This is a genomic window from Brevibacillus fortis (assembly GCF_046196545.1).
Taxonomy (GTDB): domain Bacteria; phylum Bacillota; class Bacilli; order Brevibacillales; family Brevibacillaceae; genus Brevibacillus; species Brevibacillus fortis_A.
The window spans coordinates 4,839,874-4,856,618 of record NZ_CP176370.1 but is presented as its reverse complement, the minus strand read 5'-3'; the positions used below and the strand labels follow the sequence as shown (position 1 = coordinate 4,856,618).

Here is a 16,745-nt window from a genome sequence, read left to right as displayed (position 1 = left end):
CTTCCTCGCAACTGTCTACGTTTGAAGCGCTCGCGCCATTCATTTCGGAGCGGACAGTCTTTCCCCCCTACGGGGCGGAGGCCGAAGCGTAGACTGGAAATGCACTTCTTCCTCCACCACAGCTCCTTCTTACAACTGCTGCTGCAACGCATCCGGCTGAAACCATATTTTATGAAAATCCAGCCAGCCCGAGGAATTGATCGACACGCCTCGTAGAGACTTGTGGAACGACGTAAGGGTCTTTTTCTGAACCAGGTACAAGACAGCATAGTTGTCCTTGATCATGGCTTCGATCCTGGCGAGATGGTGTTCCCGAGCGAGCCGGTCTGGCTCCTGAAACGTCAAGCAAATCTCCTTGTTGATCGCCCGAGCCAATGCTTCATCAAATGCGGGGAGAAAGTAATTCTTTTGCAAATACATCTCCAGCTCGCTAATTTGATCGCTGCTGAACACATTGCCGTACAGCTGGCAGTCATGTTCGGGCAAACAATCGCGATTCGAAAATTCCCATGGTTCTCTCACGGCGACTTCCAGATTAATGCCATAAGCGGCGCATCGTTGTTGAATCCATAGTGCATCTTCTTCATGGTAGGCTGTGGTCACAAGACGCAAGGTTTCTCCCTGATAGTCGCTTTCCTGTAGCAGGGACATAATTTCAGCATGGCAGAGCTGCTCGTTCTCTCTCACTCTTACCTCCCTTAAAACAGGGTGATACGTGCGGAAGCCTTTTGCCGGGTAGATGCGATCACCGCCCAAATCGGCAATCATTTGATCCCGATCGATCAGCTGATCAAGTGCTTGACGGAATTTGAGGTGATTATGCGGGCCGCTCTTCCATTGATTAAAAACAAGCAAATTACAGCAGGAAAAAAATGCCTCCGTATCGCACCAGTCCTGCCCGTCCTGAATAACTACCTCCTTCAATGCTTGTGCTTTCGACTGAACCCCGTGCGACACCATCACTGACGCCCAATTTGGCCCCATATCCAACTCGGGGAAGATCAAAATTTCCACACGATCCAACTGCGGTCTCCCGAGAAAATGAGCTGGAAATGCCTCTAGAATACAAATCCCTTCGTCAAGGCGGGTCAGCTGAAAGGGGCCTGTTCCAATTGGTCTTTCTCCAAAGCCTTTCTCATCCTGCCGAACGATTTCTTCTGGAACAATGCTTGCGGGTATCGTCGCCAACAACCTCAGAAGCAAGTAGTTCGGTTCTTTTAGCAGGATGCGTACGGTTCTGTCGTCAATGGCTATAAGCTGTTCTATGTCACGAAACATCCAGCTTGCTTCATACGTGTCTGGATGCAAGCGAAGCCGATTCAGGGAAAAAACAACATCATGAGCAGTCAGTTCCCGTCCGTGATGAAAAAGCACGTTCTTTTTCAAATAAAAGGTCCATGCTGTGGCATCTGGACTACTTTCCCATGAGTGGGCGATGGAAGGTAAAATCGAACGACTATTCAGATCATAATGGACGAGTGTATTGAAAATTTGTCCCGCCAGATGTGCATCGAAGTGGTAGTAAACCAGTCCAGGGTCAAGCGTCACAATCGTGCGGTACACCGGAAAGCGCATGATATCTTGGGAACGGTTCGATACCGAGTGGCGTAAGAAGCCCATTCCTTCCGAGAGCCAATCCATGATCTGGTCTTTGACGGCTGCTTTGCCGTAGCGATTCATGAGCTCCATCGCTTCTTTGACGTCGCCCTTGTCTATTTGCAGCTTGACCTCGGCGAGGAGGATTTCATCGGAATCAGCATGGAGGGTCATGACTGAGACATTCCCTCGCCCGCGTCCTGCCTTCCATTCGACCCAACCCAGCTCGACTAGCTTACGGACAATCAGCTTGGCGTAGCGAGGCGTACAGTGCCAAATCCCAGACAGCTTTTCGATGGTAACAGGGAACGGTTTCCCGATTTCTTCTTGATGAAAAAACGAACGAAGCTCTAAAAAATGCAGAACGGTAACCATGCAGGCCCCCATTTCTCAGATAAGAATGTATGTGCGAAAAGGTGATCGAATTCAATCAAACCGAACCCTTTTTCCCTTTTTTCTAGTTCCCTATACTGAAGATAACACGAGAGATAACAAACGGGAATGGGAAAGAGAGATGGGGAGTATGAGATTTCATCCGGTGGCATGGGGTGTCATTATCGGAACATTTTTGTCACGCACAGGCTTTTTTATGACGCTTCCGTTTTTGGGCATTTATTTAGGAAAGGTAAAAGGAATTGATCCGGCGATCGTTGGCTCGATCCTCGCACTCAGCTTGCTGGTCGGAACGATTAGCAGCTTTGCTGGGGGAGCAATGTCAGACCGATTGGGCAGATATCCAGTGATGATCACGGCGATGGGAGCTTGGAGCATCGTCTTGATCGGATTCGTTTTTGCGACGGAGACGTGGATGTTCTTTGTTTTAAGTGCTTGCAACGGCCTTTTTCGTAACGTATTTGAGCCGACAGCCCGCGCCCTGCTGGCGGATGTCACACCGGATGATCAGCGGGCAGCTGTTTTCAACGCCAGGTATTTCGCGATTAACGTGGGTGGAGCAATCGGTCCGTTAATTGGCTTGCAACTGGGAGCAGGAAGCACATCTTTATTGCCGTTCCTCGTCACAGCTATCATTTTTGCCGTGTACGCAGCCATATTGGTGGTATTTATGGTCATGTTCAAGGAACAGCTGAAGAAGGACGTGGCTGCTGAACCGGTCACCATGAATCAGATGGCACGCATTGTTTTTACAGACAAAGTATTCCTTTACTTGTTGCTCGGGAATTTGTTTGTCGCTGGTGCCTACTCGCATCTGGACACCACACTCTCCCAGTACATTGGGCATGATCGAATCGAGGCGTATTCCTTTTTATTTGTGGTGAATACCATCTCTGTTTTAGCGCTTCAATATCCACTCGCGAAGTTTATGAAGCGGTACTCATCGATGACCGCGTTGAAGCTGGGCTGTCTATTGTTTGGGCTGGGGCTGTTCGGTTTCGGGCTATTTACGAATTTGTTTTGGCTCTCCGTGTCGATGGTGGTGTTTACGATCGGCGAAATCTTGTGCTTTGTCGTCGGAGATATCCTGATCGGGGAGATCGCTCCCCAGCATTTGCGAGGAGCGTATTACGGTGCCAGCGGCTTTGCCTTCCTTGGACAGAGTGTTTGTGCGTGGATCGGCGGGGTGTTGCTTCAGGTACTCGGCTTTGGACAAGGGCCGCTCATCTTCGCGATCCTTATGCTGTTGACCTTTATCGCGCTTCCGTTTTATCAGCGCGGCCAGTACTTATGGGATCAGCGGCAACATCAAAAGAAAAGCTGTGAAAAATCCTCACAAGTTATGATTTAGCTAGTTGTTCTTCTGAATGACTCCCCACATGTTTCCGCTCGGGTCAAAAAACTTGAGCACCCATCCGAAGCCATCGTTTTGGTAGTGGGTAATCGAGACTTCATGGGCCTGCAAATAATCATGGAGTGCATGCACATCGGAAGTGGTGTACAAAAAGACAGGCATGGGTTGATGATCAACGGTAAAGGTTGTGGACGTCTGCTCATCCGTTTCCCATATCATCAAGGTGGGCCCCGCAGACAGGGCAAGAAAAGCGGAAGTACGATACCGCGCCTGTAAGGAAAAGCCAAGGTGATTGCAGTACCAGACAATGGCCTCTTCCAAATTTTTCACGGGAACTTGTACGTGAAGCAACGATTCCAAATGTGCCATGATCAATCATTCCCCTCTCCATACTTTTTCTTTATATTGCCATAATCCCCCATCTTTCGTTATCATTTTTTGAGAGGAAAGATAGGGGAGGCCATGACATGAGACAAGTAGAACGGGAAAGAGGTCTGAAAAAAGGCACGATCCTGCAAAAAGCTTATCGGATCAAAAAGACCATTTCCACAAGTGAGCTGTCGAATGTGTATGTGGTCTACCATATGAAAAGCAAGCGGACACTCATTCTCAAAGAGTTTTTCCCTCAAGCATTAGCTATGCGAGATTTGGATCACGTGAAGGTCATTTGTCGCAGACCATCGTTACAAACCAAATTCGACATGCTGCTAGACAGCTTTTGGCAAGAGGCGTCTCTGCACCAAGAACTGAATCATGCAACTATCATCGGATACATCGACCATTTTGCCGAAAATGGCACAGGTTATCTCGTCGTGGACTATTGCAAAGGGAAGACGCTGGATGAATATGTATTAGCCCAAACCGAGCTTGATCTGGGAGCATTTTTGCATCAGACGGTACTTCCGGTATTTGACGGATTAGACTATTTGCACAAAAAAGGCATCATTCATCGCGATATCAAGCCCAAAAACATCTTGGTCACCGAAGCTGGCCAGCCTGTGCTGATCGATTTTGGCTCCGCGATCTATTTTGAAAAGGATGAACCCAAGCCGATCGTGACGACAGAAGGATATTCACCGCTAGAGTTTTACTCGGGTCAATCCAAGCAAGGAGTAATCTCGGATATTTACAGCCTGGCTGCCACGCTGTATTACTGTCTGACCAAAGAGCGTCCCGTTGATGTGGCGGCAAGAGTGATTGAGGATCGATTGCCATCGCTTCGAACGATCAACCCTGAGGTTCCGCTGCTGCTGGCGAATGTCGTTATGTGGGGATTGGCCGTCGACTCAAAAAAAAGATGCCCCACACTCAAGCTGTTTGCGACAGCGATTCGTGCAGAGCATCTGATTTGGAAGGGAAAGGCGCGCTTCTCTCTTAAGAAGCTTCCTCACTAGACGATTTCTTAAAGCGAATTTCGATCTCGGTCATCCGATCCTCGAAGGTCACATACACCTTGTCGTTGTATTGGAGGACGAGCTTTTTATGTCGGGGCATGGTTTCCTTGCCCCGCTCGACTGTGCAGTGACTATGATTGACCAAGAGCAGCGTATGATTTTTTCCTGGCTGGAAGTAAATCTTCTGCGCTTCGGGCAAATGCTCATTCACATCCAAGCTGGTGAACAGCTCCTGCAACGTGATCCGCTGTTTCTTGCCAAAGGAGGCGAGAGGCCAAAACTTGACAGGGATGTCGTTGCCACTAGCTGTGTGCAGGAAATATCCCTCTAGACGACCCACAAAGGCAGGCTTGGGACGTGTAAGCAGGTAAACACCATAGCCGATCGCTGCTACGAGCAACACAATCATGCCGATGGTGATGTAGCGATCCCATACCGAGTGCACGGTAATGACGAGCGGGCCTGTAACGCTTGCTCCTTCTGCATCCGTGGCGGTGATGGTGATTTCTGATGTACCACTTTTCTCTGGTGACAGATTCAGAGCCGCGTCTTGAATCGTGGCGACAAATCGTTCGTCTGGATCAGCAGTGACGATAGTATAGGTCAGCTTGTCGTTATTGGCGTCCGTGAAGAACGAACCCAAATCAATAGCCTGCTCGCCGTTTCCCTTCTCGATCGTCAAGGTATTTACCGAGGCAGCAACTGGCGCGATATTCGTGATATCAAAAATGCTCGAAGCCGTCTCGCGATAAAAGTCCGGGCCGTTCATAAAAATTCTCCACTCGTACTTGCCTGTGTGAGGGAAGACGTAGTCGACTGTAAAGCTATCGCCAAGGTTCTTCATCGGGATCTCTTCTTCTTTTTTCCCCGCGAGATCGGTTACGATCAGTTCTGCTTGCATGGATGCGTACACATCCTTGTCATCCAATCGTTTGCCACCCTCCAGATGGTGGAGATAGGTAGTAAACGTAGCAGGATTCCCCTTGATAACAGGTTCAGGCTTGACCTCTACACCAGCCGTCAAGCTGTAATTCCCCAGTAAATTGATTTTCACCAAATCCCCGGGTTTGCCTCTAAATTTTACGAGATAGTTCCCCTTCTTCGGCTTTTCTATTTTCATCAGGGAGTATTTTTTCGATTTCATAAAATGCACATTTTGCGATTGATAGTACACTTGCGATTCCAGCAGCGGATTGTTCGACAACAGGATGATGTTCGCTTCCTGCATGCTGGCGTTAGGAATGGTCACGGTCACTTCCTGCAAGCCCCCGGTAGCTGTCATGGCTGCCACTGATACGAGCTGCGATTGAATATGCTTGGCAAAAATCTGATTGAAGATTTCGGGCAGATCATCCGTACTTTGTGTGACAAAGGAAGTTCCGCCTGTTGCCTCTGCGATTTTTTTCAATTGATCCTTTTGGACGGAGCCATCGCTATTGAGGCCAATCGTATAGATCGGATAGCCTTGCGCTTTTGCTTTTGAGATAGCTGTCTCTACGTCCTTGTTGGATGCTGCCACACTCCTGCCACCCGCATTTTGCCGCAAATCGGTTCCCCCGTCTGACAGAAGGATCAAAAATGGCTTGCGAGCCGGGTCCTTTGCTTTTTCAATCATATCTGCCCCTCTGCGCAAACCGAGTCCCAAATCAGAATACCCAGAGTAACGCAACCCTTGAATGGTTCGCTTGAGCTGTTCCCGATTTCTTGCTTCGGCCATGCTCGCTGGAGACTGGGCTTGTACAATTCGATCATTATAAGCGACAAAGCCAATGCGGGTACGCGTGGCTTCACTCATATCAATGAACATACTCATGACCTCTGCGGCTGTTTTGCCAGGGTCCGTTTTGTTCATGGAATTACTCGTATCAATGACAAAGACCGCGTCTACTCCCGCATCTGCTGTTCCATTTGCCCCCGCAGTAAGAGGGGCGGACAAGAAGAGCATGGGAAGGAGCAGTCCGATGACCACCATTCGAAAAAGTGGCTGCAGAGAGAGGGTTGACTGACGATTTTTGTACATACATTCACTGAAGTTTGTGACAGTGGAAAAGATTTCGTTCCTAAGAAGGCTACAGATTTATTTGTAGCTTTATAACCTGTAATGGAGTCATCATGCGGATTGTATGATGAAATTGAGATTCTAAAAATTATGGATACGGCTGACAAAATAGTGGATAGAATCAGAGGATGCATAACATAAGTAGCAGGCAAAACTTAATGAAAATTATGCAACACTAACTTACGTACATAGAAAGTACATTTAGTGACTGGCTTACAAAGAAGAGTTATTCATATAATGAAAAGAAAAAATAGGATCAGGGGGAATAGCCTAATGGAAAAAATAATAGAATTTCTCACGTGGGCTGAAGAAAAAGGATGGGAAGTTAAAAAACGGATCGATCATGAACTAACATGGACGAATGAAATTGTTAATCGATATCCAGTAATACCAGAACAATTTGTTCAATTTCTTAAACTGGTAGATATTTGCGTAGCAGCAGACGAAAAATCTTGGTTTCTATGTGTAAACGATTATAACCGAGAAGTAGAACTAGCGTTTAGTTGGGATGAGTTTGAGAAAATAAGTTTAGAATCGGCGTGCGACGATGACTCGTGGAAACAAGAGATTACTAAATTTTGGGACAGGTATTTGCCTGTAGCTTTATCTGTAAGAAATGGTTATACCTATTATGCAATAGATCTCGGGAGTGAATTTGGTTCAATAGTATGCGGTTATGAACCTGAATTTGAAGAAGTTGAACAAATTGCATCTTCATTTGATCAGTTTTTAGATAAAATCATGAAGAATAGCGTAAACTTTTAATCATTTTAATCTAGCAGTATGAGGTGAGGCTGTAACCTTTGATTGTACACAGTTCATTTCATTTGATTCCGATAATGAAGCTGATGTTGTTGCATCTTTGAAAGAATTTGAAGTTACCAGTTATTTCAAAGTGTTACCGAAAGATAAAATTCTGCCCAATAAGATAGCTCATCTGAGACATTTTCTTCATTCAAGCGTCTTTGAAATGGTGAATCAAGAATTCATTGGAGAGTTTGATGAGTGGTTGGTAAGAGAGGAAGTACCAGCTGATATTCTAAGTTTCAGCCGCAATATTCAACTGTTCACACAAAACAAGCATGTGCAGAATGCCACAGTAATCCTTGTTCGATACGCTAATGATCAAAAGAATGAAGATCGTATATTTGTTGGGGAATTTCATAAAGATCATATTTTGGAAGGACTGTACCATGCTTCTTGTTTTGGAAACGCTGGAAATATTGTTGTTTTGAAAATGAAATCGAACGACTATCGAAGATGATTTTTACCATGAAGCCAAATCATTATAAAATAGGAGCTAAAACATATATAATCTGCTCATCATAAAAGAAAAATGCCCCAGATGTGGCGTAATCGAGCGTGCTGAAGCAGAATTTAAATTGGGCTATATGAAAGTAGATGCTTACAACCTTAGTAGGTTTCAATAAGTGACAATCCAGATCAGTCTAGGACCTTCCTGGGCTTTTTGTGTTTTTCCCAAATCCCACACTTTCCCCTTACTTTTCACGAGGTTATCCCGAACATTATCAATGCTCGTACGGTACGATTTGTTTGTAAGAAAGAAACCATATGAGACAGGGAGTGTTCACACATGAAAAAAATGCTTTCCGTATCTGTAATCGCAGCGAGCTTGCTGGTAACAAGTGCAGTTGGAGCTTTTGCGGCTGAAAAAGAAGGGAAAGAAGCAGGTTGGAAGAGCCTGCCTGAAGTTCAAGCACTAAAAGCATTGCAAGTAGAGCAAAAAGCTTTGCAAGATAAATTGAAAGCACAATCGGAAATCAACAGACAAGCATGGGACGTTCTTTGGGGCGATGTGACGAGAGAAGTACGTGAAAAGGTAAAAACTGCGTTAGCAGAGACAAAGCCACTGCGTGAAGAGAACAAGGCGCTGTCTGCTGAATTGAAAGAAGCGAAGAAAGCTAAGGATAAAGAAAAGGTAGCGAGCATCAAGGCTGAAATGGCTGCAAACCACATCGCTATCGAAGAAAAACTGGCGCATATCCAAACAGAATTGACCCAAGTAAAAGAGAAAAAAGCGTCCTTCAAAGAGATGAACCAAGAATTGAAGCCAATCCGCACAGAAAAGAAAGAGAACAAAGAGCAAGCAAAAGAGCTGAAAACAAATGAGAAGAACACAGTGAAAGAAGCAAAAGAAGTATTCAAGTCCGGCGACAAGGAACAAGCAGCTGCATCCTTGCAAGAGGCTGCTGATCTGTTGAAAGAACTGATCGAGGTACAAAGCGAGATTTTGGAGCAAAAGCAATCAATTTCCGAGATTATTCAATAAGGAACGTCTACGAGAATAGTGACAGCCCGAATCCTGTTATTGACTAGACAGATGTTCCCCCTCACAGAAGAGACAGAAAGCCCGTTGCACGCCAGCGGGCTTTTTTCATTCCCCAATTCGTCAAACTCCTTTGAAACATCTATACTAAAATGGCAGATAAATACATAGGGGTAGGAGGAGTTTCGCATGGAACCAATCTGCGAAACGTCTACTGGGCCATGCAAGTACCTGCTGTAGATTGCCTTTCCATGGAGACGGTGTTTCATTTGAATGGAACGGTAAAGAGGCTTGTATTAGATTCCGATAAGATAAAGGCACATCATTTCTTTAAAGTTCAAGGGATTTTGGAGCCGTATATCGTGGTGAGTCTGGATGCTGCGGAAAGCTTCCTTCGCAGAAGCTTGAACGGATTTGTTTTGCAAAAAGTGGAGCAGGCAATGCGGAGGGAGCCATGACGATCTACTGGGATGAAAAGATTTTGGATGTATGGAACAGCATCCAGGCACAGCGTCAACTTGCTGAGATGGAAGAACAGCAGGTACAATTGACGCTTGAGGAGTGTCTGGATGGAGTGCGAAAAGGCTACCTGGAGTACGAGGGACGCAGATTCGAATTCGAGGAGAATGTCCTCTTTGGCGGACACCTCGTTATTCAGTTGCCCCGTTCGATGCAGCTCTTACCGAGGGGACGCGGGTCAAATAGTGGGGGGAATCATCAGCACGAGCAAATTTCCTATAAAGAGGAAGAGAGCGCGGTCATGCTAGGCATGAATCATATGGCACATCAGTTGCCGATGAGCGGCGTGGAACCGTTTGTGCAGGCGATGACAGCATAAGTCAAAAAGGTGCAGGCAGGCTTGCAGGTCGTACATAATGAGCTGATCGAGCTGGATGAATGCAGAGTTGCCTGCAGCGAATTCATCATTCCGCTCGAGGACAAAACCTACTTTCAAATCTTGTTCGCGACATCAGTAAACGGGCGGGCATTACTCGGGAGCTTTCATTTTGAATCCGAAGAAGTGCTCGTATGGCGGCCTCTGGCCCATGCGTTGATTCGCACGATACGGGTTGAGCAAAATGTGAACATGACATAACAGGGAGGTTTCCAATTGGAACAGCAGCAACATCAACAGCAATGGCAAGTGAACGTACCTGAAAATGAGCGGGTCATGTCGGTCAAGGAATGGGTGATTACTTTTTTAATTATGATGGTGCCCGTGGTCAATCTCGTGATGTATTTTGTTTGGGCATTTGGCAGTGAAGGCAATCTAAACAGAAAAAACTGGGCAAAAGCGAACTTGCTGATCATAGGTGTTTGCATCGGGTTGTACTTGAGCGTCTTCTTTTTAATTCTGATGTTGGCATTCATTGGAGCAGCGGTTGAACAATAGGAAACGGTGATATAGGCAAAAAACGTGGAGGGTGCATAATGGATCACCAAACGTATGTGGAAGGAAGCGTAGCGGAAAACGAAAAGGTCATGACAATGAAAGATTGGATACTCGTCTCGTTGTTCATGATGATTCCGATCGCGAATATTGTATTGTTATTTATGTGGGCTTTTGGTTCAGATGGGAATCTGAATCGTAAAAACTGGGCTAAAGCTACCTTGTTGTTAATGGCCATTCTTTTGGGTTTATACTTCGTCATTGGTACGATAATCGCAATTATCACGTTTATTTTACTCGCCATGGAAGGGCAATAAGGGACGATACTAAGACGTCTACAAGGCATATTCCAACTCGAATCACTGAGGAGGAATATGCCTTGTTTTTTTACGCAGAGCATTACACCAGCTTTGCTTTTTTGACGTGCTTTTTCATCAACAGATTGCCGAAATAGCAGCCAAGCAATCCGCCGACAAACGAAATCGAGCACATAATGAGAATCATGCTAGGGGTCTCAAAGTAATAGAGCATCGCAGAAAGCTGCTCAGGTGTATAGCTTTTTTCCAAGGTCGCGAGATACGATTCGCGGAAGAAAATAAGCGGGACCACCCCGCAAAGCGAATAGCCGACATAAAAAACAGAATAGCTGATCGCATTGCGCACAGGATTCAGATAAGAGCCTTTTCCCCATAGGATCAGTTCGCAGATGAGTCCGATAACAGCTAGGGTAAGTAAGTAATTCGCGTAACCAAAACCGACAAAATACAATCCAGTCAAGACAGCTGTAAAAAATAGAGTCCCGGGCTTGGCGATTTTATTAGACATGACCATATAAATCGGACCGTTGAGTAGCGCGGTAAAGCCGCCAACCAGTAAATGAGAAACAACGGTAATGATCGGGGCAATCGTCATCAGTATCAGCATGACGACGTTAAAGATCGCGAGCGTAATAATATCCCGCATGGTCCATCTGCCGCTTTGGGCAGCTAATGATGTTTGGGCTTGCATGTAACATCCTCCCTCAGACATAAGTAGCCGATCTGCTTGACGAACTCTCTCTACTTGCGATCCCCCTTTTGCAGGAATGCTGGAAAAAAGTTTGCTAGCTGTACACACGGTTGTCAGTATAAGAACACAATATTGATAATGAGAATCGTTGTCAAAATAAAAAAAGCCCAAATTTCAATATTTTGGGATATATTTCGAGCTTTTTCGCCTGTTATCTCCGTATTTTTCCGTTTTTCTTGAACAATCGCCAAAATATTACAAGTTGGAGGTTCTGCAAAATAATCATTCTGGTGAACGTAGGATGAGATAATCGGGGAAAATCACGGAAATGTACCAGAAAACGGAAGAAGGAGAGGCTTGTATATATTTGGCAATTATATGTGAGAATCATTATCATGTACGTTGTGTCAAATCGTTTTAGCAAGAGACGCAATCGAGGAGGAACAATAAGCATGGAAACGATAGCGAAATCTTGGCTGCTTACTCAGCCGCAAGTAAAAGACAGCATTCGCCTGTTTTGCTTCCCATACGCAGGGGGAGGGGCCTCGATTTACAGGGGATGGGCACAGGCTTTTCCTAGTGATATTGGAGTTTACCCTGTTCAGCTGCCAGGGAGGGAAAACAGAATTGCCGAGCGAGCGTACTCAGATATGGGAGCGCTGGTGGAAGAGCTGGCCCAAGTGATTTATCCGTATTTGGATCGCCCGTTTCTATTTTTCGGTCACAGTATGGGAACGCGAATCGCCTTTGAGCTGGCACGTACTGTACGGAGTAAATGGGGGCGTCTTCCGCTTGGCCTCATCGTTTCAGGAGGACGAGCTCCACACTTCCCGGAGCCCAAGCCTATTTACCATTTGCCTGAAGATGAATTTGTCGCAGCGCTGCGACGCTTTTCCGGGACACCAGAGGCGATCCTGCAAAGCAAGGAGCTCATGGAGTTGTTCATGCCGCTGTTGCGTGCGGACTTTACCCTCGACGAAACCTACGTGTATGGCGAGGAGCCTCCGCTTGATTGCCCAATTGCTGCGTATTGCGGGACAGAGGATCAGGAAGCTACGCAGGAAGAAATGGAGGCTTGGGCTAGCCATACAAGTGCTGGATTTACGTTGGAAATGGTAAACGGCGGACATTTTTTCCTGACAACAAACAAAGAGGTGCTCCTGCAATCTGTAACCAAAATGGTCGGACAATACCGGAGTGCGGTAGCAGGAAAAGGGGAGCGCTAACGGGATGCAGCATATGCAGCAGGTGCGAATAACCTACTTGTCTGAGAGGACAAAATCAGCTCTGGAGGAATCGTCCTCTTTGGTACTGGCAAAAGGGGAAGTACATATTTGGCTGACGTTTGTGCAAGCATGGGAACACAGTATGCAGGAGCTGGAAGGTGATCTGTCTGCCGAAGAACTCGATAAACGGGCACGATTTCATTTCCACGCAGACAGGGAGCGCTATGCTGTCGCACATGGACTGCTGAGAAGGATGGCTGGGCGGTACCAAGGGATTTCTCCTCGCGCGGTTCAATACGAGTGCAATTCGAACGGGAAACCGTTTTTATGTGGACCAAACAGTGATACCGAAGCACTTTTTTTCAATCTGTCACATTCGCATGAGCTTGTGGCGGTCGCTTTTTCTCGCGATCGCCTTCTCGGCGTTGACGTGGAGCATTTGCGTCACATCCCGGAAATGGAACAGCTCATAAGCTACTTTCATCCTGTGGAGCGAGAGGGAATCTTGCGTTTGCCCTCTGATGAGCAGCAACAGGCTTTTTTTGATTGCTGGACACGCAAGGAGGCTTTTGTCAAAGCGACAGGGGAGGGCCTGAGCCGTCCTCTCGATTCTTTTTTCATGGAAAAGCAGGATAGCGGCTTCACGGTAAACGGAGATGGAATCAGGAGCGGGGATTGGAAAATTTACGGGTTTACGCCTGTCAGAGGCTATGCGGGAGCAGTTGCAATCGGGATAGGTAGACCGTAAATCGGAGTAATTGAAACGAGAATCTTCTATTATACTGATAAACTTTATCGGGTTTAATCGGACTATATAAGTGTGTAAGAATATGGAAATCTTACAGTGAGAAACGAAGAAATCGTGAGAAAACGGAAGATAATCCAACCTATTTTTCCCAAATGTAGAAAAAACAGCTTACAGATGATATTGACAATGAGAATCACTATCAATATCTTGTTGTTAGACAAACCAACATGATGCGTCACCGACAAGGCAGTACTCTGCATGATCCGGCTTCGGGCGCAAAGAGTGACCCGCAGTTACACAGGAGGAGGACGGAATGAAAGTAAGTACGGAGTGGTATGAGCAAGCTGCAATAGCTTATGAACAGTGTGGTTTTTGGGAGCCGCTGACACTTGGGCAGCAATTGCGCAAATGGGCGGAACAGTACCAAAACAATGAAGCGCTGGTGGAGGACGAGGAGAGACTCACATATAGCGAGCTCGACAGCAAGGTGGATGCGCTTGCTTCCGGTTTTTATCACATGGGAATTCAAAAAGGCGACAATGTAGCCGTCCAGCTTCCAAACCGAATTTCTTTCGTACTGACTTGCTTTGCCCTGTTTCGCATCGGCGCTGTGCCGATTCTCGTATTGCCTGCCCACAGAGAGGCTGAATTGGACGGGATTTTTGCACTCGCGAGGCCAGTTGCCTACATCATTCCAACGACGTTTCTCGGTTTTGATTACACGAAGATGGCAGAAGATTTAGTCAAAAGACATGCGTCTGTCAAATTCGTCATGACGGATGGGGACAGTCCGATCGGGAGGAACTTGGCTGAGATAAGCGGACCGCCAATCGAGCTGGAAGCCCCTTCGTACAAAGACACTGCGCTATTGCTATTGTCTGGCGGTACGACAGGGATACCCAAGCTGATTCCTAGAACCCACGCAGATTACGTCTACAATGCAAAAGCAACCGCAGCCCGTTGCCAACTGACAGAGAAGAGCGTCTATCTCGCAGTTTTGCCGATTGCCCATAATTTTCCTCTGTGCTGCCCAGGCATCTTAGGCACACTGTCCGTTGGCGGCAAGATCGTGCTATGTAAAACGACCAGCTGCGACGAAGCTTTTCCGCTTATTGAGAAAGAGCGGGTGACCATTACCGGCCTCGTGCCTTCGATCGTGCAAGTATGGCAGGAAGTGCTGGAATGGGATACAGAAAGCGACCTGTCGAGTCTGGAGGTTCTTCAGGTGGGAGGCTCCATGCTGGATGGTAATCTCGCCAGCCGTATCACGCGAGAATGGAAATGCAAGCTCCAGCAAGTGTTTGGAATGGCAGAGGGGCTCATCTGCTGCACATCACTGGATGATCCAGAGTCGATCATTACCAGCTGCCAGGGCCGTCCGATTTCCGAAGGGGATGAAGTGCGAATCGTGGATGAGCATGGAAACGATGTCGCGCCAGGTGAATATGGAGAACTGATTGTGCGGGGACCGTATACGATTCGCGGCTACTACAGAGCGGAGGAACAAAACCGCGAGAGCTTCACGCCCGATGGCTTCTATCGCTCTGGGGACAAGGCTAGGATCACGCCAGAAGGAAATATTCAAATCGGTGGGCGGATCAAAGAGCAAATCAACCGAGCGGGTGAAAAAATCATGCCGGCTGAAGTAGAGACGTACCTGCGCATGCACCCAGCTATTAAAGACGCAGCGCTGATTACACTTCCCGATCCAGTATTGGGCGAGAAAAGCTGCGCATTTTTGATCACGGACGGCGAAACGATCAGCCTGGCGGACGTCCATGCCTTCTTCCAGGAAAAAGGGGTGGCACGCTACAAAATGCCAGACCAAATCGAACTCATCGATTACTGGCCGCTAACCAGCGTCGGAAAAGTCAATAAAGCGAAGCTAAAAGAACTGGCGTCAGCGCCAAAGTCAGAGGCGAAGCCAGCGGACATCGCGTATCTGGAAGAGACGTTTGCTTTTGCGGGTGATGCGCATATGGCAGCAGCACTCATTGCAGAGCGCAGCGGGTATGAAAACTACTTGCTCTATGAAAATGGAGATGAGCTGTCGCTGGGAATGGGGATTCATGCGCTTCTCTACGTGGATGGGGAGCAGACGACGTTGACTTATCGCAACGAGACTCTCCGTTTCGACAACAACGAGCTTAGTGAGACGCTCGAAAAAGCAATGGCACAGGTGCCGATTCAAAACTGGCGCGCTTATGGAACTGTCAACTTTGGCATGGCGCGTTATTATCAAGGCTTGCCGCTCATGCCAGAAGAGGATTGCTTGCTCAAGCTGTTTATTCCTGAGGTCGAGCTGCGTTTCAACAAAGGAACGGTCCTATTGAGAGCCTTGCGTGAAGAGAAGCGGAGCGAATTCAGTCAATTGCTGAGTGAGCTGTCGATGAATACGCAAGGTGAGCAACAGCTGACCCAAAGAGTGGACAAACCAAAGCTGTCCGTCCCGCAAGCCGATACATACGACGCGGAAGCCTACATGCAAAACGTGGCCGAAGCTGTACGCGAGATACAGGAACGCAAATACCACAAGGTCATCTTGTCACGAAAAATTCCGCTTGACCACGAGCTGGATCTGGTTGCGAGCTATATTGCTGGCAGACGAGTGAATACGCCGGCACGCTCTTTCCTCGTTAGCTTGGACGGTCTCGGTGCGGCCGGTTTTAGCCCGGAGACGGTCGTAGAGGTCGATAGCGACGGATGGGTGAGTACCTTCCCACTCGCGGGAACACGGGCAAAAGGCAGCAGTGAGGACGAGGCGAACAGACTCAAAGCAGAGCTGCTGAATGACCCGAAGGAAATTGCCGAGCACGCTGTTTCCGTCAAGCTGGCATTCGAAGAGCTGAAAATGGTTTGCGACTCAACAAGTATCGTCTTGAACGATTTTATGTCAGTAGCAAGCCGAGGAACGGTTCAGCATATCGCTTCTCGCTTGAAAGGGAAACTGAAACAAGAATGTAATTCATGGGATGCCTTCCGCGCATTGTTCCCAGCTGTTACCGCTTCGGGAATCCCGAAAAAGGAATCGATCGAGGCGATTGGCAGATTAGAGACTGTGTCACGAGGTCTGTACAGCGGGTGCGTCATGACTTTTGACAGCGACGGTGCCATGGATGCGGCGCTTGTGCTGCGAACGATTTATCAAAAGGACAACCAAGCTTGGCTGCATGCCGGAGCTGGTGTCGTTGAAATGTCTTTGCCGTCCAGAGAACTGGAAGAAACGCGTGAAAAACTAAGCAGCTTCTCCAGGCAGCTGATTGGAAAAGAATAGGGGCTTGCATGAGAGA

17 protein-coding genes are annotated in these 16,745 nt (G+C 47.3%); 13 read left to right on the top strand and 4 right to left on the bottom strand.

The window, feature by feature from the left end:
• Window positions 1–129 precede the first annotated feature (129 nt).
• The gene (locus ACKKE8_RS23900; RefSeq protein ID WP_409175210.1) at window positions 130–1,971 is read right to left on the bottom strand and encodes an ABC transporter substrate-binding protein; all 1,842 of its coding nucleotides are present in this window, start codon (window positions 1,969–1,971) and stop codon (window positions 130–132) included.
• Between the two features lie 148 nt (window positions 1,972–2,119).
• On the opposite strand from ACKKE8_RS23900, the gene ACKKE8_RS23895 reads away from it, so the two are divergent.
• Window positions 2,120–3,340, top strand: coding sequence for an MDR family MFS transporter (locus tag ACKKE8_RS23895; protein WP_409175209.1), 1,221 nt, complete (start codon window positions 2,120–2,122; stop codon window positions 3,338–3,340).
• Here ACKKE8_RS23895 and ACKKE8_RS23890 read toward each other — a convergent pair whose 3' ends face one another.
• Complete coding sequence (locus ACKKE8_RS23890; protein ID WP_392429161.1) at window positions 3,341–3,712, bottom strand: VOC family protein; 372 nt, start codon at window positions 3,710–3,712, stop codon at window positions 3,341–3,343.
• Between the two features lie 98 nt (window positions 3,713–3,810).
• On the opposite strand from ACKKE8_RS23890, the gene ACKKE8_RS23885 reads away from it, so the two are divergent.
• Complete coding sequence (locus ACKKE8_RS23885; protein ID WP_409175208.1) at window positions 3,811–4,737, top strand: serine/threonine protein kinase; 927 nt, start codon at window positions 3,811–3,813, stop codon at window positions 4,735–4,737.
• On the opposite strand, the gene ACKKE8_RS23880 is transcribed toward ACKKE8_RS23885, so the two are convergent.
• Window positions 4,718–6,757: a VWA domain-containing protein gene (locus tag ACKKE8_RS23880; RefSeq protein WP_409175207.1), complete on the bottom strand. Its 2,040-nt coding sequence runs from the start codon at window positions 6,755–6,757 to the stop codon at window positions 4,718–4,720. The two genes, ACKKE8_RS23885 and ACKKE8_RS23880, sit on opposite strands and share 20 nt — an antisense overlap.
• A gap of 312 nt (window positions 6,758–7,069) precedes the next feature.
• Here ACKKE8_RS23880 and ACKKE8_RS23875 point away from each other — a divergent pair, with 312 nt between their 5' ends.
• The 8 genes from ACKKE8_RS23875 to ACKKE8_RS23840 all read left to right on the top strand — a co-directional run bounded on the left by ACKKE8_RS23875 (window position 7,070) and on the right by ACKKE8_RS23840 (window position 10,790).
• Window positions 7,070–7,561, top strand: coding sequence for an SMI1/KNR4 family protein (locus ACKKE8_RS23875; protein ID WP_409175206.1), 492 nt, complete (start codon window positions 7,070–7,072; stop codon window positions 7,559–7,561).
• A 97-nt stretch (window positions 7,562–7,658) separates the two neighbouring features.
• Window positions 7,659–8,060, top strand: a complete 402-nt coding sequence (locus tag ACKKE8_RS23870; RefSeq protein WP_409175205.1) for a hypothetical protein — start codon at window positions 7,659–7,661, stop codon at window positions 8,058–8,060.
• A gap of 330 nt (window positions 8,061–8,390) precedes the next feature.
• A complete protein-coding gene (locus tag ACKKE8_RS23865; protein WP_409175204.1) occupies window positions 8,391–9,086 on the top strand; it encodes a hypothetical protein in 696 nt (231 codons plus the stop codon).
• A gap of 149 nt (window positions 9,087–9,235) precedes the next feature.
• On the top strand, window positions 9,236–9,541 hold the full coding sequence (locus ACKKE8_RS23860) for a hypothetical protein (RefSeq protein ID WP_409175203.1): 306 nt from the start codon (window positions 9,236–9,238) through the stop codon (window positions 9,539–9,541).
• On the top strand, window positions 9,538–9,921 hold the full coding sequence (locus tag ACKKE8_RS23855; protein ID WP_409175202.1) for a hypothetical protein: 384 nt from the start codon (window positions 9,538–9,540) through the stop codon (window positions 9,919–9,921). Before ACKKE8_RS23860 ends, ACKKE8_RS23855 begins: the two co-directional genes overlap by 4 nt.
• A 21-nt stretch (window positions 9,922–9,942) precedes the next feature.
• Window positions 9,943–10,179 (top strand): hypothetical protein, encoded by a 237-nt coding sequence (locus tag ACKKE8_RS23850; RefSeq protein ID WP_409175201.1) that lies wholly within the window; start codon window positions 9,943–9,945, stop codon window positions 10,177–10,179.
• Between the two features lie 15 nt (window positions 10,180–10,194).
• Window positions 10,195–10,476, top strand: coding sequence for a hypothetical protein (locus ACKKE8_RS23845; RefSeq protein ID WP_409175200.1), 282 nt, complete (start codon window positions 10,195–10,197; stop codon window positions 10,474–10,476).
• A 38-nt stretch (window positions 10,477–10,514) separates the two neighbouring features.
• The gene (locus tag ACKKE8_RS23840; protein WP_409175199.1) at window positions 10,515–10,790 is read left to right on the top strand and encodes a hypothetical protein; all 276 of its coding nucleotides are present in this window, start codon (window positions 10,515–10,517) and stop codon (window positions 10,788–10,790) included.
• Window positions 10,791–10,872: 82 nt separating this feature from the next.
• Here ACKKE8_RS23840 and ACKKE8_RS23835 read toward each other — a convergent pair whose 3' ends face one another.
• Window positions 10,873–11,481 (bottom strand): MptD family putative ECF transporter S component, encoded by a 609-nt coding sequence (locus tag ACKKE8_RS23835; protein WP_047071504.1) that lies wholly within the window; start codon window positions 11,479–11,481, stop codon window positions 10,873–10,875.
• A 452-nt stretch (window positions 11,482–11,933) separates the two neighbouring features.
• Here ACKKE8_RS23835 and ACKKE8_RS23830 point away from each other — a divergent pair, with 452 nt between their 5' ends.
• The 3 genes from ACKKE8_RS23830 to ACKKE8_RS23820 all read left to right on the top strand — a co-directional run bounded on the left by ACKKE8_RS23830 (window position 11,934) and on the right by ACKKE8_RS23820 (window position 16,729).
• Window positions 11,934–12,707: a thioesterase II family protein gene (locus tag ACKKE8_RS23830; RefSeq protein ID WP_409175198.1), complete on the top strand. Its 774-nt coding sequence runs from the start codon at window positions 11,934–11,936 to the stop codon at window positions 12,705–12,707.
• A 4-nt stretch (window positions 12,708–12,711) separates the two neighbouring features.
• Complete coding sequence (locus tag ACKKE8_RS23825; RefSeq protein ID WP_409175197.1) at window positions 12,712–13,455, top strand: 4'-phosphopantetheinyl transferase family protein; 744 nt, start codon at window positions 12,712–12,714, stop codon at window positions 13,453–13,455.
• 313 nt (window positions 13,456–13,768) lie between these two features.
• Window positions 13,769–16,729, top strand: a complete 2,961-nt coding sequence (locus ACKKE8_RS23820; protein ID WP_409175196.1) for a salicylate synthase — start codon at window positions 13,769–13,771, stop codon at window positions 16,727–16,729.
• Window positions 16,730–16,745 lie beyond the last annotated feature (16 nt).

Coding starts and splice junctions, on each gene's coding strand:
- ACKKE8_RS23830 (WP_409175198.1), top strand. CDS start 11,934: ATGGAAACGATAGCGAAATCTTGGCTGCTTACTCAGCCGCAAGTAAAA.
- ACKKE8_RS23835 (WP_047071504.1), bottom strand. CDS start 11,481: ATGCAAGCCCAAACATCATTAGCTGCCCAAAGCGGCAGATGGACCATG.
- ACKKE8_RS23895 (WP_409175209.1), top strand. CDS start 2,120: ATGAGATTTCATCCGGTGGCATGGGGTGTCATTATCGGAACATTTTTG.
- ACKKE8_RS23900 (WP_409175210.1), bottom strand. CDS start 1,971: ATGGTTACCGTTCTGCATTTTTTAGAGCTTCGTTCGTTTTTTCATCAA.
- ACKKE8_RS23885 (WP_409175208.1), top strand. CDS start 3,811: ATGAGACAAGTAGAACGGGAAAGAGGTCTGAAAAAAGGCACGATCCTG.
- ACKKE8_RS23825 (WP_409175197.1), top strand. CDS start 12,712: ATGCAGCATATGCAGCAGGTGCGAATAACCTACTTGTCTGAGAGGACA.
- ACKKE8_RS23855 (WP_409175202.1), top strand. CDS start 9,538: ATGACGATCTACTGGGATGAAAAGATTTTGGATGTATGGAACAGCATC.
- ACKKE8_RS23840 (WP_409175199.1), top strand. CDS start 10,515: ATGGATCACCAAACGTATGTGGAAGGAAGCGTAGCGGAAAACGAAAAG.
- ACKKE8_RS23860 (WP_409175203.1), top strand. CDS start 9,236: ATGGCAGATAAATACATAGGGGTAGGAGGAGTTTCGCATGGAACCAAT.
- ACKKE8_RS23865 (WP_409175204.1), top strand. CDS start 8,391: ATGAAAAAAATGCTTTCCGTATCTGTAATCGCAGCGAGCTTGCTGGTA.
- ACKKE8_RS23875 (WP_409175206.1), top strand. CDS start 7,070: ATGGAAAAAATAATAGAATTTCTCACGTGGGCTGAAGAAAAAGGATGG.
- ACKKE8_RS23890 (WP_392429161.1), bottom strand. CDS start 3,712: ATGGCACATTTGGAATCGTTGCTTCACGTACAAGTTCCCGTGAAAAAT.
- ACKKE8_RS23820 (WP_409175196.1), top strand. CDS start 13,769: ATGAAAGTAAGTACGGAGTGGTATGAGCAAGCTGCAATAGCTTATGAA.
- ACKKE8_RS23880 (WP_409175207.1), bottom strand. CDS start 6,757: ATGTACAAAAATCGTCAGTCAACCCTCTCTCTGCAGCCACTTTTTCGA.